Below are 23,575 nucleotides of genomic sequence, written 5' to 3' on the forward strand. Positions count from 1 at the left end.
ATTAAGAATCAACCCTGTTTTACAGCCTCCCTTAACGACGCAACAACAAAAGCTCTGATGGGTGTTTTTTGGGCAGGGTATAAAGGAGCTGGGCTTCATCCGGCGAAACATCGAATTGCGCCTGGTAACCCTGGGGTAATTGCAGTACCTCGGAAATGGAGCCACTTCCCAGATCATAACGATGGATATGCTGCTCCCCCCTGTCAGTCAGGTAATAGATGCCGCTGCCGGCCAACTGCCAGCCGTCACAACGCTGCCAGGTGATGTTGGTGCCCACTTCGGTGAGCTGGCCGGTAGCCAGCTCCATGCGCCACAGGCCAGGGGTATGGACCCGGGTCAGGTAGAGATATTTTTCGGCCTTGTCCGGCTGGCCGCAATAGCCGCCGGAGCGGGTTACTTGCACCGGCTTGCTGTTGCCGTTGTCCCAGCGCCAGATCTGCCAGTCGCCGCTGCGCTCAGAAGCGAAATAAAGGTGCTTGCCGTCGCTGCTCCAGCGGGGGTTGGCTCCCCGGTAGTCGCTGAGCAGGTGGGTTTCGCTCCACCTCGAGGCCTGGGTGTCGAATTGCAGCAGGTCTTCGTTGCCACCGGCAACCGCCACTTCCTGGTTGAAATGCAAAGGACCCAGGTGGTTGTCCTCATCGAAGTCGGTGAGTTGCAACTGCAGCGGCCCTGTCATGCGCCAATACTGGCTCTTGCCGGTGCGCCTTGAGGCGAAGTAGAGGGTTTTGCCGTCCGGGCCGAAGCTGGGGGCGTACTCATCTGCATCGGAGTTGGCCACCGCTTTGGCCTTGGCGCCTGGGTAGAAGAAGGGGTTGGGGGTACGGTAGATATCCTGCTCCGACTCACCCTGGACCACCAGCAACTGGTCATTGACCGGATCGTAGACGGGGCTGTGGAGGGGGCTGTCGGTGACTATGGTCTGGGACAACAGGTTGCTGTCCATCCGTTCGAGGCGACCCGGCTTTTCGATGAGATAATAGTGGCCAGCATCCTCGCCCCAGCTGAAGCTGTTCCGGTGCAGGCTGCCGGTAATGTAGATGGCCAACAGGTGATAGCCATGGGTGGCATCCACGAACAGCAAGGTTTGGTCCTGCCAACGACTGTCCCTGACCACGGCCAACTGGCTGCCGTCATGGGACAGGGCAAAAGCGACATCGCCGGCGCCGGGATCTATGGGGTTGGTCAAGGGGACTGCCTGGCCCGTGGCCAGGCGCAGCCGATAGACCTGGTAGGGTTTTTCGGGGCTGTCCCTGTGGTTGAAATAGAGGGTCTGGTTGTCCTTGCCGAAGCGGACCATGGTCTTGCTGTTTTCTTCAAGGCAGCCAGCTACCCTGTGCTCGTCTTCAAGTTCTGCCTTGTCCAAGTCCAGGGTCGCCACCCTGATCTCGCAGCGGTGCTGGTGGCGCCAGACAAAGGCCAGGCTGCGGCCATCCGGCGACCAGGCCGGTGAACGGCGGTCGGCGCCATCGTCGGTCAGGGAACGGGGTTGGTTGACTGAACGCGTATTGGGTGGCGGCAATTTTTGCAGGTAGAGCTGATGAGGGCCGTCATTCTCGCTGTAGGTAAAGGCGATATAGTGGCTGTCCGGGGAAAACTGTGGCTGGCTTTCTTGGCCCGGCAGCGCCGTCAGGGCCAGTTTCTGGGTAAAACGCTGGTTGATGGCCAGCTCTCTGAACAGCTTGCCCAGCAAAGGGGATAGCAACAGCAGCACCAAGGCCAGGCCCCAACCCAGTTCTTTAAAACGGCGTTTGGGCCGGGCCTTGGGGACCAGGGACGGCGGCAGCCGGGGCGCCTCCAGTACCACGTCCTGGACCTCGGCCACTAGGCGGTAACCTTTCTTGGGTACGGTGACGATAAAGCGGGGGCTGCGGGCGTCGTCACCCAGGGCGCGCCTCAGCTTGACGATGAACTGGTTGAGGGCGTTGTCGGAAACGATGACGTCATTCCAGGCATGGTCCAACAACTGGTCGCGGCTGACCACTTCTCCGGCATGGCGGGCCAGCAAGGTCAGTATCGCCATGGCCCTGGGCTCGAGGGTGATTTCCTGGTCTCCCTGGCTGATGAGATTCAGCTCGGGACGGACCAGCCACTCTCCGATGCGGAAGGCAGTCTTGTCGAGTTCAAGCCTGGGAGAGCTTTCGATTTCCAACTCAAGTCCTTGATTATTCTTTTAAAATAAAAAGATCATGAAAATCTCACCTTCTTATCATGCCCTTTGGTCTCTTTCAGGGCAACCTGATCTGGCATTGGTTTGAGTCGGCCCGGAACGCCGAGCAATGGTCTTGCCGAGACATCGGCGAGCCAGGCAAGGGAGAGGGAGACCGGCGGGAAAGACCGAGTCAGATCCATGCGCATCGCTATTGGACCCTGGACTAACCAGCGGTTTTTTGGACGCACCTCCGCGGCTTCCCATCGGGAAGCCGTTTTTTTATGCATGAAAAAGGCGCCCTAGGGCGCCTTTTTTCTTACTTGATGAGGCCGATCTCGCGCAGCCTTTCCATCAGGTAGTCGTCGGCACTGATGGCCGGGTCCCGCTTGGGTCTGTCTTCGCTGACGCAGCTGTCCAGGGCGTCGATGATGACGTCCGGGTTGAAGTGCAGGAAGAAGGGAATGGAGTAGCGGGAGCTGCTGGAGAAGGGCGCTGGCGGGTTCACCACGCGGTGGGTGGTGGAGGGCAGCAGGTAGTTGGTCAGGCGCTGCAACATGTCACCGATGTTGCAGATGATGGCGCCTTCGATGATGGTCACCTCTATCCAGCTACCGTCTTTGGCCAGCACTTCCAGGCCGGGTTCGCGGGAGCCTACCAGCAGGGTCAGGACGTTGATGTCCTCGTGGGCGGCGGCGCGCACGCTGGGGGTGCCTTCATCGACGATGGGCGGGTAGTGCAGGGGGCGCAGTATGGAGTTGCCCAGGTTCACCTTGCCTCGGAAGAAATCGCGGGGCTGCTTGAGGTAGACGGCCAGGGCGTCCAGCACCTTGTTGCCGAGGGTATCCAGGGCCTGGTACAGGGACAGCATGCGCGGCTTGAACTGCGGCACTTCCTCTGGCCAGACGTTGGGCTGCAGCTGCGGGTAGGGGGCTTCCCCTTCCAACTCGCGGCCGACGTGCCAGAACTCCTTGAGATCGACGTGCTTGGCATCTTTTGCGATCTCGGTGCCGAAGGGGGTATAGCCGCGGGCGCCGCCCTTGCCGGCCAGGTGGTACTGTTTCTTGACGTCCTCGGGCTGGGCAAACAGCTCGCGGCTGATGTCCAGGGCGCCGTGGATCACCTCGTCCGCTATGCCGTGTTGGGTCAGGGCGACAAAGCCGAACGATTCGTAGCCTTGGCCGATATCCTGGACGAAGGCGTCGAAATCAGTGTCGTAACGGCTCATGTCGATATGAGGTATGGAAGCCATTTTCTGATCCTTGTTATCTAATCGATTGCGTGAAGCCAAAAAAGCTCCGGGATCCTAGTCATGCCGGGCGGCTTCGGCAAGTGTGTTGTTCAGAAAAGGCCCAGCCGCGGTTGGACGCGGCTGGGTTTGGGGCTCAGTGGCGGGGCAGGGGGGGCATGAAGCTGCGGCGCTTCATGCTGGGCAGGGGGTCGTAAGCCGGTGCCGTGTCTGAGGCTGAGGCGATGCTGCTGGCCTTGAGGGGGGCACCGCTGGCGCAGGCCGGGGTCAGGTTGTCTGTCCAGCCCTCACCCTGACACATCTCCTGGGGTGTCAAGGTGCTGAGCAGGCCGCTGGCGGCGCTGTAGGCCTCCGGCAGAATGTTCTGCACCGCAAAGAGGGCCCGGGGGCGGAGCTGGCTGGCGCCGATGCGGTTGCGCTGACCCCTGTCCACCTTGTAGTCATTGCCGGAGGTGGGGTTGCTGGGCAGGTTGGTGACGGCCATGTCGCGGTCTATGCCGAGGCGCAGTTTGACCATGGTTTCTTCGAAGAGCATGGCCAAGTCTTCACGGGTGCTGGCGAAGTTGTAGTAGTCGTTGGCGCCGTCAGGGAAGAAGAAGCCGGAGATGTCGCTGGGCTGGTAGGCCTTCTGGGTGGCGTTGGCCGTGGCGCCATAGAAGCTGACCTGCCCCAGTTGGCGCATCTCGTTCGACTGCAACGGATATTGGGTGGCGAGTTGGTCAGAAACGATGGGGTCCTTCAGGGCCTGGTTGGCGAAGCTGTCGTTGCCGTCGATGCCGGCGCTGAGCTTCTGTTGGGACATGAAATCGTTGGCATGGGTCAGCTCATGGTAGAGCAGGGAGCCCAGATCCGCTTCCAGCTCGCTGAATTGCCTGCTCTGGCGCGCTTCGGGGTCGGTGCTGCGGAAGGCATAGTCGTTGTTCTTGACGTAGCGCCAGGGCATCAGGAACTGCAGATCAGAGCCGAAGCTGCTGCGGTAATCGGGCTGCTCGTTGATCATGTCCCGCTCGGCCGGGGTCAGCCAGAGGCTGTCTGGGTCCAGGTAGATGGCGCCGGTCAGGGCCCAGTAGAAAGAGGGGCGCACATCGTTGGAGATGACGATGGCGGTGGTGGCCCTCAGCATCTTCTTGAAGTCGTTGTTGCCGTCAAGCTGGGTCAGGAAGTCCTGGAAGCGCTCGCCCATCCAGTCGCTGGAGACCAGCACCCTGTCCATGATCTGGGCGACGGTGGGGTCGCTGTAATCGCGGCCTATGGGCGGCAAGGTATTGACGGTGCAAAGGTTGCTGTCGGTCAGCTGGTTGTTGTAGACGCACTTTTTCAGCACGGCGGCGTAGGGGCTGCTGCTCTTGTAGGGGTAGACGTTGTTCAGCCCGTAATGGGTAGCGCAGCTGCTGCCGTCGCCGTCGCAGAAATAGGGGCTGGTGATGTCCGGCTTGTTCTGCACCACCACGTAGGCCCTGTCGGTCAGGGTGCCGGCATTGGTCTGGACGCTGCCTTCGAACACCATTACGGCATCATTAGTGACTTTGGGCGCCGTCACCAGCAGCAGCGGTTGGCTGCTGTCCCGTTCCAGGGTTGCGGTGGGGCCTGAGACTTGCTTGAAGGACCAACTGCTGACGCTGCTGATGCCGGTGGCATTGAGGCGCAGGGAGAACTGGGCGCTTTCGCTGACGGCCCTGTCAAGGCGCAGCTGGGCCTTGGGCTGGCTGTCGGCGCCGACGGCCATGCTGAAATCTTGGCTCAGGGAGCTGCCGTCACTCTTGGTGGCGGTAAAACGGAAGCTGTAGTTGCCGGCATCCACGGCATCGAAGCCGACCCCGGCCGTCTTGTCGGCCAGCAGGGTGACGCTGGGGCCGCTCAGCTGCTGCCATTGATAAGAGGTGTAGGTGCCGGCGGGCAGCTGGGCCACCATGCCGACGGCCTGGCCGGTATTGGCCTGCTCGTCACCTGTGATGGTCAGACTGGTGACAGGGGGAGGGGTGCTGCCGCTGATGCCGCTGTCGGTGCCACCGCCGCCGCCACCACCACCACCGCAGGCGCTGAGCAGGGAAAGGGAAAAAGCCAGGGACAATAGCCTGGGAAGGGAAAAAGATGCCGTCATAACATGCTCTTATAAGTAACTGAGACGTTAACGAGGTTGTGTTCTTTTTAATCCAAGATCAAGTTCTTTACCGCGCCAGCGGGCATAGAAGACGCTGCCGATAAACATCAGGGCCACCAGCAGCAATTCCATCGCCGCCAGCAACCGTTCTTCTGGGTTGGTCCAGAGCAGGGTCAGGCCATGGGCCAAGTACAGCATCAGGATGAAGTTGGCCCAGGCATAGGTGTAGGGGTTGCCCTTGAGCATCCCCTTCAGGGGCAGCAGCAGCGGGCCCAGGCCGAAGGCCAGCACGAAACCGGTGCTGAGCCCGGGGTGGGGGGCCAACCACAGTTGCCAGAGCGGCACGTAAAGCAGAAGCCCCAGGTAGCCGGCCAAGGCCAAATGGCGCATCAGGCGGGTACGGGAGGCTTCTGCTTTCATGGGGCCATCCTCTTGGCGATGTCGGCCAAGCGCCGGCCCATGGCCAGGCACAAGGTTTTTTCATCGGCCGATATCCCCTTTTCCAAGGCCCAGTGGCTGGGGCCATAGGGGGTTCCGCCGCTCTGGGTATGGTGCAGCGCAGGCTCTGTGTAGGGCAGGCCCAGCACCAGCATGCCGTGGTGCAGCAGCGGCACCATCATGGTCAGCAAGGTGCTTTCGTGGCCGCCATGGAGGCTGGCGGCCGAGGTGAAGACGCAGGCTGGCTTGTCCACCAGGCTGCCGGCCAGCCACTGGGCGGCGGTATCGTCCCAGAAGGCCTTCATGGGGGCGGCCATGCCGCCGAAGCGGGTGGGGCTGCCCAGCGCCAAGGCGCTGGCCTCTTCCAGTTCGGCCTGGGTGACTACGGGATCCTGGGGCTCGGCGCAGTCGATGGTGCGCAGCCAAGTCTCAACCCCTTGCTCTTCGACGCCGCGGGCGATGAGCCTGGCCATCTGGCGAGTGGCGCCGCTACGGCTGTAGTAGAGCACCAGCACCGGCTTCATAGGATCTCCAGCACCTGCTCCGGCGGCCTGCCCAGGCGGGCCTGGTCACCCTTGATGAGGATGGGGCGCTCGATGAGCTTGGGGTGCTCGGCCATGGCGGCCAGCAGCACCGCTTCATCTTCGACGGCGGCCAAACCCAGTTCCTTGTAGAGATCTTCCTTGGTGCGCATCAGCTGGCGGGCCGAGGCAAAGCCCAGCTTCTTTAAGATGCCCTTGAGGGTCTCGACATCAGGAGGCGTGTCCAGGTAGAGCACCACTTCGGGGGCCTGGCCCTTGGCTTCCAGCAGGGCCAGGGTCTCACGGGATTTGGAACAGCGGGGATTGTGGTAAAGCTGCATGGGATCTCCTTGTTGGCGCAGAGCCGTCATTGTAACGGCCCTGAGCCGGCATCCAAGCCTTCCTTTTGTCAGCGCAGGGCTTCGAGCCTCGCCTTCTTGGCCTTGAGCTGGGCGATACGGCCCTCGATGCGCCGCTGTTCTATGACGTTGTCGCCATAGGCCTGGTAGGCCCTGTTGAAGTAAGTGATGGCCCTGTCGAAGGCGCCGTGGTAGGCCATCTGCTCCGCTTGCCAGGCTTCCCTGGCGCCGTTGTGCTTGGCCAGGGCTTGAGCTTGAACCATCATGTCCATCCCTAAGGGGTCTTCTGGGTGGATATAGAGGAAGGGCTCCAGCACCTTGATGGCTTCCTCGCCTTTCTCCGCATGGATCCAGGCATTGGCCAGGTTCAAGGCCACCACTGGGCTGTTGGGCCTGATCTCGGCTTCCGGCTCGATGAAATGGGCCGCTTCCTCGGCGCGGTTAAGGCCGATCAGGGAGTCCACCTTCAGCACCTTGTAGAAGAGGTTGTGGGGTGCCTTCTTGATCAGCGCTTCCGCCGTGGCCAGGGCCTCTTCATTCTTGTCCAGTTGCAGGTCGGTGAGGGCTATGCCGTAACGCACCGCCTCTTCGAAGGCGTAGTCCTTTTTCTTCAACTCGTTTTCCAGGCGGGCCCTGACCTTCTCCGGTTCGTCGCCGTAGTTGGCCCTGATCAGCATTTTCACCAGGGCAAAATCCAGGGACGGCGGATTGTTGACCTTGGGATACTGGAAGGCGCGGTCCCTGGCTTCGGCCACCCGCGATTCGGTCAGGGGGTGGTCCAGCAGGAATTCCGGCGGCTTCCTGACGAAGCGGTACTTGGCCACCAGCTTGTCGAAGAAATCGGCCATTGCCCTGGGGTCGAAACCGGCCTTATAGAGGGTGCGGAAGCCCACCCTGTCCGCCTCGGCTTCGTTGGAGCGGGTGTAGTTGGTGCTGAACTGCTGGTTGGCGGCAATGGAGGCTTGCAGGCCGGCCATGCCCGCCTCGGGGTTGGCGATGCCCACCAGTATGGAGGCGGCGATGCCGGCCAGGGTCAGGGGCAGGTTCTCCTTGCTCTGCTCCATCTTGCGGGCCAGGTGGCGCTGGGTGACGTGGGCTATCTCGTGGGCCATGACCGAAGCCAGTTCGTCTTCGCTGTCCGCCTCTGTGATGATGCCGGTGAAGATGGCCACGTGGCCGCCAAAGTAGGCGAATGCGTTCAGGTCGTTGACCTGAAGCACCATGAAATCAAAGGGATAGTTGACATTGTCCGCATGGGCCACCAGCTTGTGGCCCAGGGCCTGCACATATTCGGTGACCAGGGGATCCAGCACCATGGGGGCCTGGGAGCGCAACTGGTAGGTATAGAGTTCCCCCAGGGACTCTTCCTTCTCCAGGCTCAGCACCGACAGCCCGGCCGTGCCGATCTGCGGCAGGTCGCTGCTGGCCATGGTGGGGAGGGGAGCGGCTATGCTCAGGCTGAGCAGGGTCGCGATGATTCCTTTGTGCTTCATTCAGTTGACTCGCTATGGCGGGCCTAAACAACATAACAACTGGACCATCAAAAGTCCTGTTTGTTTCATCAGCCTTGTCCTCCATAATGGGCGGCCAAGGCAAACCGGAGCTGACAGTGCGTGTTGACCTCACTTCCTACCGTTGCCCCCTGGCCTTGGTACAGGCCAAGCTGAGCATCCGTGACTGGCCCCGGCAGTCGCCCTTGGAGCTGCTGCTGGCCGAGGCGTCTAGCCTGGCCGATCTGTGCCGCTGGCTGGACAGCCAGGGCCTGCCCCATGAACAAGAACGGCAAGGAGCCTTTTTTCAGCTACGCCTCATGCCGCTGCAGCCAGACTCTGCCGACCTTCCCCCTGCCAAGGAGATGCTGTGAAAGACTTGGTGCTAGATTGGTTCCGCCGCCGTTTTTCCGACCCCAACGCCATTACCCTCTTCCTGTTGCTGGTGTTCGGCTTTTTTGCCATCTACGCCTTCGGGGCCGTGATGGCGCCGCTGCTGGTGGCCCTGGTGCTGGCCTACCTGCTGGAGTGGCCGGTGCAGCAGCTGGTGCGCTGCCGCTTTTCCCGCACCTGGGCCACCGTGCTGGTGATGATCGCTTTCCTCGGCATCAGCCTGCTGGCCCTGGTGTTCCTGGTGCCGACCCTCTGGACCCAGACCTCCAACCTGGTCAAAGAGCTGCCCAACATGCTGGACCAGTTGCGCCATTTCGTGATGGAGCTGCCGAGCCGCTACCCCAGCCTGGTACAGCCAGAGCAGATCCAGACCTTGCTGGACGAGTCCCAGAAGACCTTGCTGAGCTGGGCCCAGACGGCCTTGGGGGCCACTGTCGGCTCTCTGGGCAACGTGGTGGCCATCATGATCTACCTGATCCTGGTGCCGCTGCTGATGTTCTTCCTGCTCAAGGACAAGGACAGCCTGCTGGCCGGCCTCGGCCGCTTCCTGCCCCGCAACCGCAAACTGGCCCAGCAGGTCTGGCACGAGATGAACCTGCAGATCGTCAACTACATCCGCGGCAAGGTGTTGGAGATCCTGGTGGTGGGCATCGCTACCTATGTCACCTTCGCCTTGTTCGGCATGCGCTACTCGGTGCTGCTGGGGCTGGCGGTGGGGCTGTCGGTGCTGATCCCCTATATCGGCGCCGTGGTGGTGACCATTCCCGTGGTGCTGGTGGCGGCCTTCCAATGGGGCCTGGACAGCACCTTCCTCTATCTGATGCTGGCCTACGGAGTGATCCAGGCCCTGGACGGCAACCTGCTGGTGCCCATTCTCTTCTCCGAGGCGGTGAACCTGCACCCCATCTTCATCATCTTGGCGGTGCTCTTCTTCGGTGGGATCTGGGGCTTCTGGGGGGTCTTCTTCGCCATCCCCCTGGCGACCCTGGTCAAGGCGGTGATCAACGCCTGGCCGCGGCCCGAACCGGCCCAGGAAAAGGCGGCCGAAGTGCAATAAGACAAAGGGCCCTGTTGGGCCCTTTCTCGTTCAGAGGTCTTTTCCCATGGTCCAGTTGACCAGCAGCTGGCCGTGGCGGGGCACCTGGTTTTCCCGCACCACCACAAAACCCTGGCCCTCGAAGAAGGGCCTGGCGAGCTTTGAGGCGTCGACACTGAGCCGGGCCAGGCCCTGCTCCCTGGCCTGGGCTTCCAGGGCCTGGTAAAGGGCTGTTGCCACCCCACGGCGCTGGTGGTCCGGGTGGCTGAAGGCCAGGCCTATGAAACCGCCTCTCTCCAGGGTCATGAAACCCAGCACCTGGCTGTCTTCTTCCGCCACCAGGGGCTTTAGCTCGTTGAGCTTTCGTTGCCATAGGGCCTGGTCTATGGGGTAGGGCGCCCAGGCGTCGAGCTCCGCCTGGCTGTAAGGGCCCAGGGCCGAGCGATGCACACTCTCGTAGAAAAGCCTGGCCAAGGCCCCGGCGTCGTCGGCCCTGTATGGCCTGACCCTCAGTGGCACCGGTAGAACTCGCCGATGCTGGCGGCCAGTAGCTCCACGTCTTCTTCCTTGATGCCCAGGTGGGTGACGAAGCGCATCGGCTTGCCGGCGGTGATGAGGATGCCGCGGCCCTGCAGGAAGGCTTTCAATGCCTGCTCCCGGCCCTGGTTGCAACGGGCATAGAGGATGTTGGTGGGGGTGGCGGTGACGGTCAGAGCCCCTATGGCGGCCAGCCGCTCGGCCAGCAGGGCGGCGTGGTCGTGATCTTCCTTGAGGCGGCCGGGCATCTTGTCGAGGGCGATATGGGCCGCCGCCGCTATGATGCCGGCCTGGCGCATGCCGCCGCCGACCATCTTGCGCAGGCGCCGGGCGCGGGCAATGAACTCCGCATCGCCCATCAGCAGCGAGCCGATGGGGGCGCCAAGGCCCTTGGACAGGCAGATGCTCACCGAGTCGTAGTGGCGGGTGATGGCCTTGATGTCCACATCCAAGGCCACGGCGGCGTTGAAGGCGCGGGCGCCGTCCAGATGCAGCTTGAGGCCGCGAGCCTTGCACAGGGCCGCCACCTGGGCCTGGTAGTCCAGGCCCAGCACCTTGCCCCCTATGGTGTTCTCGAGGGACACCAGGCGGGTGCGGGCGAAATGGAAGTCATCGGCCTTGATGGCCGCCTCCAGCTTGTCCAGGGCCAGGCTGCCATCGGGTTCGTTGTCGATGGGCTGGGGCTGGATGCTGCCCAGCACGGCGGCGCCGCCCGCTTCATATTTGTAGTTGTGGGCCTGCTGGCCGCAGAGGTATTCGTCGCCCCGGTCGCAATGACTCATCAGCGCCAAGAGGTTGGCCTGGGTGCCGGAGCTGGTGAAGAGGCCGGCTTCGAAGCCCAGCTTGTCGCAGGCGAAGGCTTCCAGGGCGTTGACGGTAGGATCGTCGCCGTAGACGTCGTCCCCCACCTGGGCCAGGGCCATGGCCTGGCGCATCTCGTCGGTCGGCTGGGTGACGGTGTCGCTGCGAAAATCGATCATGAAAACTCCCGAGGCTGTGGCGTGCTTCTGGTTATATCCCAGAGCCCAGGCCCCTGCCCAGCTTTTGCGACGACGATCCCGGTTTTGGCGTTAAGGGTGTATGCTTGCCGCATCGGTAGTACGGCGGCCAGGATGCCGCTTTTTCATCGAGGTGATGATGTTGTTTGGATGGTTTGAAAGGCGTCTCGATCCCCTGCCCAAGGCCGAACCCACAGAGCCGCCACGTACCCTGGTGGCTTTTTGCCTGCACTACACCAAGGGCGCCTGGCCTTACCTGGCGCTGGCCGCCACCCTGATGGCGGCGGTGGCCCTGACCGAGGTCTGGCTGTTCGGTTTCTTGGGCCGCATCGTCGACTGGCTCTCTGGCCTTGACCGCGAAACCTTCCTCCAGGAGCAGGGCCTCAAGCTGACCGCCATGGCGCTGATGGTGCTTGTGGGGCTGCCGGCCCTGGTGGGGCTGCACTCGCTGCTCAACTACCAGACCATCATCGGCAACTTCCCGATGCGCATCCGCTGGCAGGTGCACCGCTACCTGCTCAAGCAGTCCCTGGCCTTCTATCAGGACGAGTTCGCCGGCCGGGTGGCCACCAAGATGATGCAGACCGCCCTGGCCGTACGCGAATGCGTGATGAAGCTGATGGACGTGCTCAATTACGTGGCCGTCTATTTCCTCGGCACCCTCTTCATCGTCGGCCAGGCCGACAAACGGCTGGTGGTGCCGCTGCTGCTGTGGCTGGGCTGCTACTTCCTGCTGCTGCGCTATTTCGTGCCCCGCCTCAGCCAGGTGTCGGCCAAGCAGGCCGACGCCCGCTCGGTGATGACGGGGCGCATCGTCGACAGCTACACCAACATCCAGACGGTGAAACTCTTCTCCCACGCCAAGCGCGAGGCGGATTACGCCGAAGAGGGCATGCGCGGCTTCATCAACACCGTCTATGGCCAGATGCGGCTGGTGACCCAGCTCAACGTCTGCCTCTACCTGATGAATGCCTTGCTGCTGAGCTCGGTGGCGGCCCTGGCCCTCTGGCTCTGGCTGCACGAACTGGTGTCGGTCGGTGCCGTGGCCGTGGCCCTGGGCCTGGTGCTGCGGCTCTGGGGCATGTCCCAGTGGATCATGTGGGAAGTGTCGGCGCTCTTCGAGAACATCGGCACAGTGCAGGACGGCATCGGCTCCCTGGCCGCGCCGCGGCTGGTGGAAGACAAGCCGGGTGCCCAGGACCTGGCCGTGCGCCAGGGCGGCATCGCCTTTCAGGACATCCGTTTCCACTACGGCAAGGACAGCGGCGTCATCGAAGGCCTCAGCCTCGACATCAAGCCCGGCGAGAAGGTGGGGCTGGTGGGCCGCTCCGGGGCCGGCAAGTCCACCTTGGTCAACCTGCTGCTGCGCTTCTATGACCTCGAAGGAGGCCGCATCCTCATCGACGACCAAGACATCAGCGCCGTGACCCAGGACAGCCTGCGCGCCCAGATAGGCATGGTCACCCAGGACACTTCCCTGCTGCACCGCTCGGTCCGCGACAACATCCTCTACGGCCGCCCCGACGCCACCGAGGAGATGATGCTGGAGGCGGCCCGCAAGGCCGAGGCGGCCGGCTTCGTCGAGGATCTCTCCGACGCCAAGGGCCGCACCGGCTATGACGCCCACGTGGGCGAGCGCGGCGTCAAGCTCTCCGGCGGCCAGCGCCAGCGTATCGCCATCGCCCGGGTGATGCTCAAGGACGCCCCCATCCTCATCCTCGACGAGGCCACCTCGGCCCTGGATTCCGAGGTGGAGGCGGCCATCCAGGAGAACCTCTACCGGTTGATGGCCGGCAAGACGGTGATCGCCATCGCCCACCGCCTCTCCACCATAGCGGCCATGGATCGCCTGGTGGTGATGGACAAGGGCCAGATAGTGGAGATGGGCAGCCACGAGGAGCTGCTGGCCCACGGTGGCATCTACGCCCAGCTTTGGGAGCGCCAGTCAGGCGGCTTCCTGGACCCGGGCGAGATGGAAGAACTGAGGGCATGAAAAAAGGCGGCTTAGGCCGCCTTTTTTGTCGCGTATCGCTTAGCCGCCCAGCAGGGCCGTCTTCAGGCTCTGCATCAGTTCGGTGCCGCCCTTGGACTGCACATAGTCCAGCACGGTGGGCAGGAACTGGCGCACCATGCCCGAGTCCATGCCCAAGGATTCGAAGGCGCCGTTCAGAGTAGCCAGGTTGCTGTCGGCCCCCAGCAGGGCGCCGGCCTTGCCCAGCAGGCTGCTGTTGCCGCCGTTCTGGGCGTCGGAGTCCACCTGGGCCGCGTCGGGCGCGGCGGCCAGCAGCTTGTCCATGCCCGGGACCACCTGGCTGAGCTTGGCAAAATCGGTGTTGCTCATCTTGTCCTTGGCCAGGGCGAAGAGGGCGCCGGCGCCGCCGGTGGCCTGATCCTGGCTGACGCCCAGGCTCGACATCAGGGTTTCCACCAGGCTGCCCTGGGGCTGGGTGGCTTTGGTCTGGGTCGCGCTCTTGAGGGCATCACCCAGCTTGCCAAGGCTCATGGCCTGGACGGGCAGGGCGCTTGCCAGCAGCAACGCTGTCACCATCAATGCTCTCATTTTTCCTCCTGAAAGACGGCCATCCGGCCCCTTCCTGTATTAGCCCTTTTCCCAAGGCCCGTCGAGGGGTATTTGCCTTGGGGCCGCCTGCTCAGCCGTTGGCCTTGAGCCAGTCCAGTACCATCTGGTGGTGGTCGCTGGTCTTGGCCCTGTTGAATTGGCAACGGACCCTGCGTCTGCTCAGCCGTTGGCCTTGATCCAGTCCAGTACCACCTGGTGGTGGTCGCTGGTCTTGGGCCTGTTGAATTGGCAACGGACCCAGCGTCTGCTCAGCCGTTGGCCTTGATCCAGTCCAGTACCACCTGGTGGTGGTCGCTGGTCTTGGGCCTGTTGAATTGGCAACGGACCCTGCGTCTGCTCAGCCGTTGGCCTTGAGCCAGTCCAGTACTACCTGGTGGTGGTCGCTGGTCTTGGGCCTGTTGAATTGGCAACGGACCCTGCGTCTGCTCAGCCGTTGGCCTTGATCCAGTCCAGTACTACCTGGTGGTGGTCGCTGGTCTTGAACTTGTCGAAGCGGTGACGGACAGTGCCGTCCGGCCCTATTAAAAAGCTGAGGCGGTGGATGCCGTCGAACTCGCGGCCCATGAATTTCTTCAGGCCCCAGACCCCGAAGGCTTCGGCAACGCTGTGGTCCTCGTCGGCCAGCAGCGGGAAGTTGAGGGACTGCTTCTGTTCGAAGTTCTTGAGGCGCTTGACCGGATCCGGGCTGATGCCCACCACGGCCACGCCCTGGGCTTTGAGTTCGGCCAGGCTGTCGCGCAGGCCACAGGCCTGGACAGTGCAGCCCGGGGTGCTGGCCTTGGGATAGAAATAGACCAGCAACTGGCGGCCGGCGAAATCGCCGAGGCGGACTGGGTTGCCGTCCTGATCCCTGAGGTCGAAGGCCGGGGCCTTGTCGCCCGGGCCCAATGGCTGAATGCTCATCCTTACTCCTTGTGCCTGATCTCTGTCAGGGGGGTCTGGTGGGACAGGGTCACGTCCAGCTCGGCGCTCTGGCACAGCGGCGCCAGGGCCTGCTCGAATTCGCCAAGATCTGCCCCTTCGGGCAGGTTGATACGCATGTTGAGGTGCAGGCGGTCACCCTCGGTATTGGCGGCCAGTGCCGAGATACTGGCCTGGCGCTCGGCCATGAACTGGGTTATCTGGGAGATGATGCCGGGTCTGTCGCGGGTGCTGGCCGCCAGCTCCAGGCGGTGGGCATGGTTGGCCGCCTGGTGGGTGCCGGTACGTTTCATCATGGTCAGCAGGTGATGGTCACGGGCCAGCACCGGCAACTGGCTTTCGAGCCGGGCTATGGCGTTCCAGTCGCCGCTCAGCAGCATGAAAAGGGTGAATTCGTTGCCGAGGATGGCCATGCGGCTGTCGACGATATTGCAGTGGCAGCTGCTGGCCATTTTGACCAGTTCGTTGACGATGCCCGGCCTGTCTTCACCGACGGCGGTGACCACCAGAAATTGGCTCATTCAATGTCCTTTGCAGGGTGTTAACAGCTGGCTTGTGTTGCGGAGGGGGCAAAAGTACCATACCAAGCCAATAACAATACAGGAGCATAACATGTTCACCGGCAGCATCGTCGCCCTGGTCACCCCCATGACCACAGAGGGAGCCGTAGATTTCGAGGCCCTCAAACGCCTTGTTGAATGGCATATCCAAGAGGGGACCCAGGGGATCGTTGCCATGGGCACCACGGGTGAGTCCGCCACCCTGGAGACCGATGAACATGTTGCCGTAGTCCAGGCCGTCTGCGACGCCGCCGCCGGCCGGGTCCAGGTTATCGCCGGTAACGGCGGCAGCGCCACCCACAGGGTGGTGGCCCTGACCAAGGCCCTCGACGAGCTCCCCATCGACGGTTATCTCACCGCCACCCCGGCCTATAACAAGCCGACCCAGGAAGGCCTGATAGCCCACTTCAAGGCTGTGGCTGCCGCCACCGCCAAGCCGATATTGCTCTACAACGTGCCTGGCCGCACCGCCGTGGACATGAAACCCCAGACAGTGGCCACCTTGAGTGAACTTCCCAACATAGTGGGTATCAAAGAGGCCACTGGCGACCTGGCCCGGCTCGCCGACCTGCAGGCCCTGGTGGCCGAGGACTTCGTCCTGTTGTCCGGTGACGACGCTACCTGCCGCGCCTTCATGGCGGCGGGCGGCCACGGCATCATCAGCGTCACCGTCAACGTCGCCCCCAAGGCCATGCGTGAGATGTGTGACGCGGCCCTGAGGGGCGATGCCATGGCGGCGCTCAAGCGGGATCTGCCCATCCAGGGACTGCACAGGTCGCTCTTTATCGAAAGCAACCCGACGCCGGCCAAGTGGGCGCTCAAGCGCCTCGGCCTGCTGGCAACTGACACTTTGCGTTTGCCGCTTGTTCCCCTGACCGCAGCGGGGCAGGCGAGCGTTGAGGCCGATCTCAAGAAAGCCGGCCTTATTTGAGGTATTTGGATGACCATAAGAAAAACCACCCTGGCCCTGGCCGTCATCGCCCTGGCCGGTTGCTCCAGCACCATGGATAAGCGCCAGGCAGACGGCGGTTTCGCCTATGCCGACGTCAAGCCCCAGCCCCCCCTCCAGGCCCCGGCCGGCCTGCATCCGCCCAAGGATGACGGCAAGTACGCCATTCCCCAGCTCAAGGGCCAGGGTCCTGTGGGCAAGGAACTGGATATCCGCGCCCCGCGCCTGGTGCTGACCCTGGCGGGTGGCTCCCGCCTCGAGGAAAGCGAGTCCGGCTCCAAGGTGGAGATCGACGCCACTGACGGAGTGGGTGACGTGGTCGCCATCATCAACAGCCGCCTGGATGAGTGGCTCAAGGCCCGCAATATCCCGGTCGACAAGCGTACTGGCACCGACATCGACACCGGCTGGTTCGTGCCTGCCGACCAGGACAGTATGATGAAGGCGGCGGACGACTTCCCCGTCAAGCGCCGCTTCGCCATCCATATCGAGGCCCCTGCGCACAAGCGCAGCGCCGTGGTGACCGTCAAGTCCCTGGGCGCCGAAAAGGCGGATGACGACGAGGCGAGCATCGGCAGCGGTGAGCGGGCCTCTGTGGCCGTGCTCAACGACTACCTGGCCTTCTACGCCGGCAAGGACACCGTCAGCCAGCGCGAAATGGCCCTGTCCAAGTACAGGCCCATCGCCGTGACCCTGAGCCAGAGCGGCGAAGTACCGGCCTTTACCCTGGGCGCGGACTTCGAGCGAGCCTGGAGCCGCCTGCCCATGGTGCTGGAACACCTGGGCTTTGCGGTCAAGGACATCGACAAGAGCCTGGGCACCATTTTCGTCAGCTACGAAGGCAACCCGGACAGCTCCTTCTGGAGCGGCCTCTTCGGTGGCGGTGGCAAGGATCTCAGCTTCAAGCACGGCAAGTACCAGGTACTGCTGGGCGAGAAGGGCGAGAACACCTCCATGACCATCACCGACAAGGATGGCCAGCCCCTGGCCGCCGACAAGTACAGCGAGATGTACAATCCTTTCTCCGAGCTGATGGCCGATCCCAAGCTCGAAGAATTCAAGAAATAGCGCTGACAAGGCGCTTCTTGCCGATTAAAATACCCGGGCCGCGCGATGCGGCCCTTCTTTTTCGCCCAGGCGCAAACGTTTTCAGCAACCGGAGTCCTCATAGGATGGAAAAACGCCAAGAGCTTTACCGTGGCAAAGCCAAGTCTGTTTACACCACGGATAATCCTGACTACCTGATCCTGCACTTTCGTAACGACACTTCGGCCTTTGACGGCGAGAAGGTAGAGCAGCTGGCGCGCAAGGGCATGGTGAACAACAAGTTCAACCATTTCATCATGGAAAAGCTGGAAGCTGCCGGCATCCCCACCCAGATCGAGAAGTTGCTGGGCGACGACGAAGTGCTGGTCAAGAAGCTGGACATGATCCCGGTCGAATGCGTGATCCGCAACTACGCCGCCGGCTCCCTGGTGCGCCGCCTGGGCGTGGAAGAGGGCAAGAAGCTGGATCCCCAGACCTTCGAGCTGTTCCTGAAGAACGACGCCCTGCACGACCCCATGGTCAACGACAGCCTCTGCGAAGCCTTTGGCTGGGCGACGGCCGACCAGCTGGCCCGCATGAAGGCGCTGACCTACAAGGTCAATCAAGTGCTGTCCAAGCTGTTCGATGACGCCGGCATGCTGCTGGTGGACTTCAAGCTCGAGTTCGGCCTCTTCAAGGGTGAAATAGTCCTCGGCGACGAATTCAGCCCCGACGGCTGCCGGATCTGGGACAAGGAAACCAAGAAGAAGCTGGACAAGGACCGCTTCCGCCAGGGCCTCGGCGGCGTCGTCGAAGCCTACGAAGAAGTGGCCGCCCGCCTGGGCGTCAAGCTCGACTAAGGCGTCTTTCTTGCTGCGAAGAACCCCGGCCCAGGCCGGGGTTTTTTGTTGCCCTGCGCCTGACAACTTCTTTGGAAGGGCTGGCGAAGGTCCTTGCCTCGTGCCATCTTGACCAGGCAAGCCTTCCCATCAATGGACGCCCCCAGGGGCCCGGCACAAGGACAGTCATCATGTGGACCTATGAGACCCATATTCATATTCAAGCATCCCCGGCGCGGATCTGGCAGCTGTTCAGCGACCTGCCGGGCTGGCGGCGCTGGAACAGCGGCATAGCCGAGATAGAGCTGCTGGGGCCTTTTGCCGAGGGCACCTGCTTTTTGATGAAGCCACCCGGCGAGGATACCTTCAGCAGCACCTTGCTGGAGGTGCGGGAGAACGCCGGCTTTACCGACAGGACAGTGCTGGGGGACAACTGCGTGCTGGTGCACCACCGCATAGCACCCGACGGCGAGGGGGTCAGGGTGACCTACAGCACCGAGGTCACAGGGCCTGACGCCGACGATATTGGGCCCATGGTGACGGCCGATTTTCCGGAAGTCCTGGCGGCCCTCAAGGCGCTGGCTGAGGCGCCTTGAACAGGCCTTAAGATGAGGCCTTGACACCGATCAAGGCCTCGCCTGGGGCTGGCGGCTACCTTGAGTCAAGACCCGTGGAATGGGCCGCGGATAGAGCAAGGAGCGAAACATGACCCTTATCAGGCACGGCTTCTCCATCGGGCTGGAGCGCATCGACCAGGACTTCTTCCTCAGCCTCAAGGCGGTGGGCAAGCTGACCCATGAGGACTACCAGACCATCAATCCCTTCCTCGACAGTGCCCTTGGCGCCGTGGACCAGCCCAAGGTCAAGGTGCTGTTCGACGCAACAGAGTTGGAGGGCTGGGAACTTAGGGCCGCCTGGGATGATTTTCGCCTGGGGCTCAAGCACGGCGGGGAGTTCGACAAGATAGCCTTGCTTGGCAACAAGGGCTGGCAGAAGCTGGCGGCCAGGGTCGGGGCCTGGTTTGTCTCAGGGGAAGTGAAGTACTTCGAGGACGAAGGCGAGGCCCTGGACTGGTTGGCCCGGTAGGCGGACGCTGTTATGCTGCCCGCCTTGTTTGAGGAGGGGCTATGAAGCTGTTCAAGGGTTTCCTGGTATTCCTGATGCTGGCCGTGGTGGTGACCCTGGTGGTGGGTACCGCCAAGCGGCTGGGCCTGCCCAGTTGGCTGGCCCTGGCCCTGGTGCCAGTGGCGCTGCTGTTAGGGTGGCTGGGCTACAGAAAAGCCAACCGGGAATAAAAAAGCGCGGGCCTGGCCCGCGCTTTTTCGTTACTTACCCAGAGTGTCGGGAATGGGTGGTGAGGTCTTGAAGCGTACCGGCTTGAAGCCCTTGAGCTCGGTCAGCACCTCGTCGATGGCCCTGTCGAGCTGGGCGTCCTTCCCTTCGTTGACCGCCTTGGGCAGCAGCTTCACCTCGATGTCCGGCACTATGCCGACGTTTTCGGCCAGCCAGTGGCCATTGGCGTCGAAGATGCGGATAAAGGGCACCGTCAGGGTGCCGCCATCCACCAGCGGCGGGTTGTGGTAGATGGCGATGAGGCCGCCCCAGGTGCGGGTGCCGATCAGCTTGCCGATGCCAAGGTGGCGGAAGGCATAGGGCAGGAAGTCGCCGCCCGAGCCGGCATCCTGATCGATGAGCATCACCTTGGGGCCGTCGAGGGCGCCGGCCGGCGAACCCCAGACCTTGCCGTCGCGGTCACGAAAGCCTGCCAGGTAGCGCCGCGACAGCACGTCCGTGATGTAGTTGGCGATCTGGCCGCCGCCGTTGGAACGCTCGTCGAGGATGATGCCTTCCTTGTCCAATTGGGCGAAGAAGAGGCGGTTGAAGAAGGTGAAGCCGGCCTCGGCGGTGTTGGGCAGGTAGACGTAGCCGACTCTGCCCTTGGACATCTTGTCCACGTAGCGGCGGTTGGCGTCTATCCAGTCCCAGAGCCGCAGCTCCCCCTCGCGGGCCGTGGGTACCACCGTCACTTCGTGGGCGTCCTTGCCGCTGGGGCTGCTGGCGATGCTGAGCCGCACCTGCTGGCCGACCTGGTTTTCGAAGGGGGCGTAGAAGTTGTCGCCGGCGCCGTAGGGGCGGCCGTTCACCGCCAGCACATAGTCCCCTTCCTTGACCTTGATGCCGGGCGCCGCCAGCGGCGCTGCCAGGTAGGGGTTCCACTGGCCACCGTCATAGATCTTGGTGAGCCGGAAGGCGCCGTTTTCCAGGGCGACATCGGCCCCCAGCAGGCCGACGCTTGCCGCCTCGCCCCTGGGGCTGTCGCCGCCGTAGGCGCGGTTATGACCCACCTGCAGCTCCCCTATCATGCTGACGATAAGGGCGGTGAGATCGCTCCTGGTACCCACGTCATCCACCAGGGGGCGGTAGCGGTCGTAGATGCCTTGCCAGTCCAGGCCGTGCATGTTGGCGGCATAGAAGAAGTCTTTTTCCATGCGCCAGGCGTCGGTGAAGATCTGCGGCCATTCCTTGGCGGGGTCGACCTTCAGTTTGAGGTCCTTGAGGTCAAGAGCCTTGGGGTCGAGTTTTTCCTCGGCCTTGGCGGTCATCAGGCTGTGATGGGGACCCATCAGCAGCATCAACTTGCCGTCGCGGCTGAGGCCGAAGCCGGCCACCTTGTCAGTCACTTCCTTGGCTTCGCGCTTTTCCATGTCGAAGCGCATGATACGGCCCTGGGCGTCGTCATCCATGCCGGGGCCGCTGCTGGCGCCGGGCTGGGGGTTGTCGAGGTAGAAGAGGGCGCCATCGCTGGCCACCGCCAGCTGCGAATAGGCCCGCTCGTCCACCGGCAGCGGCACTATGCGCTGGCTGAGATCTTCAAGGTCGATTTTTACCGGTTTGGGCTTGGCTTCCTTGTCGTCTTTTTGCTTGTCCTTGGCGTCCACCTCCTTGGCCGCCTTTTCCTCGTCGGATTTGGGCAGCAGCGGCGAGCTGCCGTCCTTTTGCAGCACCAGGGCGTAGAGGCCGGCCCTATAGGGGCGCTCCTGGGTGGACATGTCGATGCCGGCGGCGCTGGTGCCGCTGTTGGTGGAGGCCATGAAGTAGAGGTACTTGCCGTCCGGCGAGAAGGCCGGGTTGGAGGCGTCGCTCATGCCCTGGGTTACGGCTGTGGCCTTGCCCGACTTGAAGTTGTAGAGGAAAAGCCGCCGGTTGAAGCTGGGGCCCACTAGGCTGTAGGCCAGCCAGGCACCGTCCGGGGATACGGCGTCCCTGTCGCTGCCATTCAAGAAGGTGGTGCGGATGGGGCTGGTGGCGATGGTCTGGATGTCGCCCGACTTGAGATCGATGACCTTGAGGTGCAGGTGGCTGTCGCGAAAGACGATTTTGCGGTCCTCGTCGGCGAAGGTGACCAGCGAGAAGTAGTTGCTGGGCTCCTTGGACAGATCGAAATGCCTGCCCGCCTTGCCGTTCTGGTCGCTCAGCACCAGCTGGTAGTGGCCGCGCTCGTCCGACAGGTAAGCGAGCTGGTCACCCTTGGCGGACCAAATCCCGGTCATCTCCCTGACCCCGTCGGACTGGCTGAGGTTGCGGACGGAGCCGTGCTCCACAGGCACTGTGAAGATCTCGCCCCTGGCCGTCACCACCACCCGCTTGCCGGTGGGAGAGAGCTGGGCCGCTTCGATATTGTCCTGGACGTTCTTCCACTGGATGCGCCGCTCGGGCAGTTCGGGGTGGACGTCGATGTCGAGCACCCGGCCCTTGTTTTGGTCGAGATCCCAAAGATGCAACTGGCCACCGGCCGAAAAGATGATGTCGTGGCCATGGGCGTTGGCGCTCTGGATATCCCAGGGCCGGGTATCGGTGACGGGCCAGACCCCTTTCTGTTTGTCATAGCCGTAGAGGCCAACTGAACCGCCGCGGTCGGAGAGGAAGTAGAGATCCGCCCCTACCCACATGGGCTGGAAGTCGCTGGCATGTTCATGGGGCACTTCTTCCATGGCGCCGCTCTTGGGATCGAGGATCCAGATGGGCGGGGTGTCGCCGCCGCGGTGCTGGCGCCAGCCGCTGGCGCCGCGGTTGGCCATGATGATGGGCCTGTAGGCCAACTGTTTGCCGTCTGGCGACCAGGCCGGATCTTCGGCCCTGGCCGCCATCACCCGGGCCGGCATGCCGCCCCTTGCCGCCACTTCGAAGGCCTGGGCGGCCCTGTTATGGCCGATATCGCGATCGCTTGTGAAGAGCACCGATTTGCCGTCCGGGCTCCAGCCTTCCACCAGGTCGTGGCCCGGGTGCCAGGTCAGGCGTTTGGGTTGGCCGCCGTTGACGTCGACAAGATAGACATCGGCGTTACCGCCGTGGACCGAGGTGAAGGCAAGCTGCCTGCCGTCGGGGGAAAATTGGGGCCTGCTGTCGGCGTCTGGGCCTGTGGTGAGCTGGCGGGGGTGGCCGCCGTCAAGGTCAGCCACCCAGATGTCGCCGGCATAGACGAAGGCGATATGGTCTTTGGATAAATCCGGCTCCTTGAGCAGCCTTGTGCCCTGGGCCAGGGCCTGTTGGCCGCCGAGGGCCAGGATGACGCCAAGGGCCAAAATCCCTGGGCTGGGTCGGTTCGACATGCTTCTCTCCCTGTTTTTTTGGTTGTCGAATCCGCAGTGTAGACCCTGCCAATACCTTGAATTGTTTGGAAATGGCCTTATTTTGTTCGCAGATGTAACGCGGAAAAGGACAGAGCGATGGCCGTATTGGGTTTTAACCACATCAATCTGAGGGCGCCGAGGCCGTTGCTGGACGAGCTGCGGGATTTTTACTGTCAGGTGGTAGGCCTGAAGCTGGGCGAGCGGCCACCTTTTCAAAGTTTTGGCTACTGGCTCTACGGTGGCGGCCTGGATCTGGTCCATCTCACCGAGACCCGGCCCGGCGAAGAGCGCGGCACCAAGCCAACCAGCTTCGACCATGTGGCCTTTCGCTGCCAAGGCCCCAAGGCGGTGGAAGCGCGCCTTCAGGCCGCCGGCATTCCTTATCAGCGGGATTGGGTACCGGAGCGGGGCGAGCTGCAACTCTTCCTGCAAGACCCCGCCGGCAACGGCGTGGAACTCAACTTTGCCGCCAAAGACGGCTGAGGGGCTAGGCTTATCCAGAGGGGAGGGGCTGGATGAAGTCGCATTGGAGCAAAGCGGTCAGCGAACAGAGCAAGGCCCTGGATCTGGAGCCGGGGATCTTCACCCTGGACGATCCGTGCCAGATAGCCCTTGCCCTCAAGGACGCCGCCGAGGCCAGTCAGTGCCGCCAGGCCGACCCCTTCTGCTCTGCCCTGGCCATGCTCAACTTCTATATCAACAGGGCCGGCAGTAAGCTGCCTGCCGAGCGGCGGGCACTGCTGGAGCAGGCCAAGAACGAGCTGCGGCTGCTTTACGGCCGGCCACGCCGCCATCTCTAG

The 23,575-nt window shown here is 62.8% G+C and carries 24 protein-coding genes; 11 read left to right on the forward strand and 13 right to left on the reverse strand.

Annotated elements, in window-relative coordinates:
* Positions 1-31 precede the first annotated feature (31 nt).
* The 7 genes from PVT67_RS06485 to PVT67_RS06515 all read right to left on the reverse strand — a co-directional run bounded on the left by PVT67_RS06485 (position 32) and on the right by PVT67_RS06515 (position 8,307).
* The gene (locus tag PVT67_RS06485) at positions 32-2,149 is read right to left on the reverse strand and encodes a winged helix-turn-helix domain-containing protein (protein WP_301499054.1); all 2,118 of its coding nucleotides are present in this window, start codon (positions 2,147-2,149) and stop codon (positions 32-34) included.
* A 316-nt stretch (positions 2,150-2,465) separates the two neighbouring features.
* Positions 2,466-3,398 carry an isopenicillin N synthase family dioxygenase gene (locus tag PVT67_RS06490; RefSeq protein ID WP_301499056.1) on the reverse strand — a complete coding sequence of 311 codons (933 nt, stop codon included), beginning with the start codon at positions 3,396-3,398 and terminating at the stop codon, positions 2,466-2,468.
* 133 nt (positions 3,399-3,531) lie between these two features.
* Positions 3,532-5,496 (reverse strand): PKD domain-containing protein, encoded by a 1,965-nt coding sequence (locus PVT67_RS06495; RefSeq protein ID WP_301499058.1) that lies wholly within the window; start codon positions 5,494-5,496, stop codon positions 3,532-3,534.
* A 27-nt stretch (positions 5,497-5,523) separates the two neighbouring features.
* Complete coding sequence (locus PVT67_RS06500; RefSeq protein WP_301499060.1) at positions 5,524-5,916, reverse strand: DUF2069 domain-containing protein; 393 nt, start codon at positions 5,914-5,916, stop codon at positions 5,524-5,526.
* Positions 5,913-6,458, reverse strand: a complete 546-nt coding sequence (locus PVT67_RS06505) for an NAD(P)H-dependent oxidoreductase (protein WP_301499062.1) — start codon at positions 6,456-6,458, stop codon at positions 5,913-5,915. Before PVT67_RS06505 ends, PVT67_RS06500 begins: the two co-directional genes overlap by 4 nt.
* Entirely contained in the window at positions 6,455-6,796 is a 342-nt protein-coding gene (arsC, locus tag PVT67_RS06510) for an arsenate reductase (glutaredoxin) (RefSeq protein ID WP_301499064.1), read from the reverse strand. The genes PVT67_RS06505 and arsC overlap by 4 nt, the downstream gene beginning before the upstream one ends.
* A 68-nt stretch (positions 6,797-6,864) precedes the next feature.
* On the reverse strand, positions 6,865-8,307 hold the full coding sequence (locus tag PVT67_RS06515; RefSeq protein WP_301499066.1) for a beta-barrel assembly-enhancing protease: 1,443 nt from the start codon (positions 8,305-8,307) through the stop codon (positions 6,865-6,867).
* 116 nt (positions 8,308-8,423) lie between these two features.
* On the opposite strand from PVT67_RS06515, the gene PVT67_RS06520 reads away from it, so the two are divergent.
* Both PVT67_RS06520 and PVT67_RS06525 read left to right on the forward strand, forming a co-directional pair.
* Positions 8,424-8,678: a sulfurtransferase TusA family protein gene (locus PVT67_RS06520; protein ID WP_301499068.1), complete on the forward strand. Its 255-nt coding sequence runs from the start codon at positions 8,424-8,426 to the stop codon at positions 8,676-8,678.
* Positions 8,675-9,754 carry an AI-2E family transporter gene (locus tag PVT67_RS06525; protein WP_301499070.1) on the forward strand — a complete coding sequence of 360 codons (1,080 nt, stop codon included), beginning with the start codon at positions 8,675-8,677 and terminating at the stop codon, positions 9,752-9,754. The genes PVT67_RS06520 and PVT67_RS06525 overlap by 4 nt, the downstream gene beginning before the upstream one ends.
* Positions 9,755-9,784: 30 nt before the next feature.
* Here PVT67_RS06525 and PVT67_RS06530 read toward each other — a convergent pair whose 3' ends face one another.
* Positions 9,785-10,252: a GNAT family N-acetyltransferase gene (locus PVT67_RS06530; protein WP_301499072.1), complete on the reverse strand. Its 468-nt coding sequence runs from the start codon at positions 10,250-10,252 to the stop codon at positions 9,785-9,787.
* Positions 10,243-11,250, reverse strand: coding sequence for a low-specificity L-threonine aldolase (gene ltaE, locus PVT67_RS06535; RefSeq protein WP_301499073.1), 1,008 nt, complete (start codon positions 11,248-11,250; stop codon positions 10,243-10,245). The genes PVT67_RS06530 and ltaE overlap by 10 nt, the downstream gene beginning before the upstream one ends.
* Positions 11,251-11,407: 157 nt before the next feature.
* Between ltaE and PVT67_RS06540 the strand changes: the two genes are divergently transcribed.
* Entirely contained in the window at positions 11,408-13,261 is a 1,854-nt protein-coding gene (locus PVT67_RS06540; RefSeq protein ID WP_336407841.1) for an ABC transporter ATP-binding protein, read from the forward strand.
* 39 nt (positions 13,262-13,300) lie between these two features.
* On the opposite strand, the gene PVT67_RS06545 is transcribed toward PVT67_RS06540, so the two are convergent.
* The 3 genes from PVT67_RS06545 to PVT67_RS06555 all read right to left on the reverse strand — a co-directional run bounded on the left by PVT67_RS06545 (position 13,301) and on the right by PVT67_RS06555 (position 15,291).
* On the reverse strand, positions 13,301-13,828 hold the full coding sequence (locus tag PVT67_RS06545; protein ID WP_301499077.1) for a DUF2780 domain-containing protein: 528 nt from the start codon (positions 13,826-13,828) through the stop codon (positions 13,301-13,303).
* A gap of 447 nt (positions 13,829-14,275) precedes the next feature.
* Positions 14,276-14,746, reverse strand: coding sequence for a thioredoxin-dependent thiol peroxidase (gene bcp / locus PVT67_RS06550; protein WP_301499662.1), 471 nt, complete (start codon positions 14,744-14,746; stop codon positions 14,276-14,278).
* Between the two features lie 8 nt (positions 14,747-14,754).
* Complete coding sequence (locus PVT67_RS06555; protein ID WP_301499079.1) at positions 14,755-15,291, reverse strand: glycine cleavage system transcriptional repressor; 537 nt, start codon at positions 15,289-15,291, stop codon at positions 14,755-14,757.
* A 91-nt stretch (positions 15,292-15,382) separates the two neighbouring features.
* Between PVT67_RS06555 and dapA the strand changes: the two genes are divergently transcribed.
* The 6 genes from dapA (at position 15,383) to PVT67_RS06585 (ending at position 19,439) form a co-directional block, all read left to right on the forward strand.
* A complete protein-coding gene (gene dapA, locus PVT67_RS06560; protein WP_301499081.1) occupies positions 15,383-16,261 on the forward strand; it encodes a 4-hydroxy-tetrahydrodipicolinate synthase in 879 nt (292 codons plus the stop codon).
* A gap of 9 nt (positions 16,262-16,270) precedes the next feature.
* Positions 16,271-17,347 (forward strand): outer membrane protein assembly factor BamC, encoded by a 1,077-nt coding sequence (gene bamC, locus PVT67_RS06565; RefSeq protein ID WP_301499083.1) that lies wholly within the window; start codon positions 16,271-16,273, stop codon positions 17,345-17,347.
* Positions 17,348-17,451: 104 nt separating this feature from the next.
* Complete coding sequence (gene purC, locus PVT67_RS06570) at positions 17,452-18,165, forward strand: phosphoribosylaminoimidazolesuccinocarboxamide synthase (RefSeq protein WP_301499086.1); 714 nt, start codon at positions 17,452-17,454, stop codon at positions 18,163-18,165.
* A 170-nt stretch (positions 18,166-18,335) separates the two neighbouring features.
* Positions 18,336-18,740 (forward strand): SRPBCC family protein, encoded by a 405-nt coding sequence (locus tag PVT67_RS06575; protein WP_301499088.1) that lies wholly within the window; start codon positions 18,336-18,338, stop codon positions 18,738-18,740.
* Positions 18,741-18,849: 109 nt separating this feature from the next.
* A complete protein-coding gene (locus tag PVT67_RS06580) occupies positions 18,850-19,230 on the forward strand; it encodes a SpoIIAA family protein (protein ID WP_301499090.1) in 381 nt (126 codons plus the stop codon).
* A 41-nt stretch (positions 19,231-19,271) separates the two neighbouring features.
* A complete protein-coding gene (locus tag PVT67_RS06585) occupies positions 19,272-19,439 on the forward strand; it encodes a hypothetical protein (protein ID WP_301499092.1) in 168 nt (55 codons plus the stop codon).
* A gap of 30 nt (positions 19,440-19,469) precedes the next feature.
* On the opposite strand, the gene PVT67_RS06590 is transcribed toward PVT67_RS06585, so the two are convergent.
* The gene (locus PVT67_RS06590; RefSeq protein ID WP_301499094.1) at positions 19,470-22,754 is read right to left on the reverse strand and encodes a S41 family peptidase; all 3,285 of its coding nucleotides are present in this window, start codon (positions 22,752-22,754) and stop codon (positions 19,470-19,472) included.
* Between the two features lie 117 nt (positions 22,755-22,871).
* Here PVT67_RS06590 and PVT67_RS06595 point away from each other — a divergent pair, with 117 nt between their 5' ends.
* Positions 22,872-23,258, forward strand: coding sequence for a VOC family protein (locus PVT67_RS06595; RefSeq protein WP_301499096.1), 387 nt, complete (start codon positions 22,872-22,874; stop codon positions 23,256-23,258).
* Between the two features lie 32 nt (positions 23,259-23,290).
* Complete coding sequence (locus PVT67_RS06600; protein ID WP_301499097.1) at positions 23,291-23,575, forward strand: DUF3175 domain-containing protein; 285 nt, start codon at positions 23,291-23,293, stop codon at positions 23,573-23,575.

Source organism: Gallaecimonas kandeliae (assembly GCF_030450055.1).
GTDB lineage: Bacteria > Pseudomonadota > Gammaproteobacteria > Enterobacterales > Gallaecimonadaceae > Gallaecimonas > Gallaecimonas kandeliae.

Coding starts and splice junctions, on each gene's coding strand:
- PVT67_RS06540 (WP_336407841.1), top strand. CDS start 11,408: ATGTTGTTTGGATGGTTTGAAAGGCGTCTCGATCCCCTGCCCAAGGCC.
- PVT67_RS06515 (WP_301499066.1), bottom strand. CDS start 8,307: ATGAAGCACAAAGGAATCATCGCGACCCTGCTCAGCCTGAGCATAGCC.
- PVT67_RS06495 (WP_301499058.1), bottom strand. CDS start 5,496: ATGACGGCATCTTTTTCCCTTCCCAGGCTATTGTCCCTGGCTTTTTCC.
- purC (WP_301499086.1), top strand. CDS start 17,452: ATGGAAAAACGCCAAGAGCTTTACCGTGGCAAAGCCAAGTCTGTTTAC.
- PVT67_RS06600 (WP_301499097.1), top strand. CDS start 23,291: ATGAAGTCGCATTGGAGCAAAGCGGTCAGCGAACAGAGCAAGGCCCTG.
- bamC (WP_301499083.1), top strand. CDS start 16,271: ATGACCATAAGAAAAACCACCCTGGCCCTGGCCGTCATCGCCCTGGCC.
- PVT67_RS06580 (WP_301499090.1), top strand. CDS start 18,850: ATGACCCTTATCAGGCACGGCTTCTCCATCGGGCTGGAGCGCATCGAC.
- PVT67_RS06555 (WP_301499079.1), bottom strand. CDS start 15,291: ATGAGCCAATTTCTGGTGGTCACCGCCGTCGGTGAAGACAGGCCGGGC.
- PVT67_RS06575 (WP_301499088.1), top strand. CDS start 18,336: ATGTGGACCTATGAGACCCATATTCATATTCAAGCATCCCCGGCGCGG.
- PVT67_RS06490 (WP_301499056.1), bottom strand. CDS start 3,398: ATGGCTTCCATACCTCATATCGACATGAGCCGTTACGACACTGATTTC.
- PVT67_RS06585 (WP_301499092.1), top strand. CDS start 19,272: ATGAAGCTGTTCAAGGGTTTCCTGGTATTCCTGATGCTGGCCGTGGTG.
- PVT67_RS06505 (WP_301499062.1), bottom strand. CDS start 6,458: ATGAAGCCGGTGCTGGTGCTCTACTACAGCCGTAGCGGCGCCACTCGC.
- PVT67_RS06500 (WP_301499060.1), bottom strand. CDS start 5,916: ATGAAAGCAGAAGCCTCCCGTACCCGCCTGATGCGCCATTTGGCCTTG.
- dapA (WP_301499081.1), top strand. CDS start 15,383: ATGTTCACCGGCAGCATCGTCGCCCTGGTCACCCCCATGACCACAGAG.
- PVT67_RS06545 (WP_301499077.1), bottom strand. CDS start 13,828: ATGAGAGCATTGATGGTGACAGCGTTGCTGCTGGCAAGCGCCCTGCCC.
- arsC (WP_301499064.1), bottom strand. CDS start 6,796: ATGCAGCTTTACCACAATCCCCGCTGTTCCAAATCCCGTGAGACCCTG.
- ltaE (WP_301499073.1), bottom strand. CDS start 11,250: ATGATCGATTTTCGCAGCGACACCGTCACCCAGCCGACCGACGAGATG.
- PVT67_RS06590 (WP_301499094.1), bottom strand. CDS start 22,754: ATGTCGAACCGACCCAGCCCAGGGATTTTGGCCCTTGGCGTCATCCTG.
- PVT67_RS06595 (WP_301499096.1), top strand. CDS start 22,872: ATGGCCGTATTGGGTTTTAACCACATCAATCTGAGGGCGCCGAGGCCG.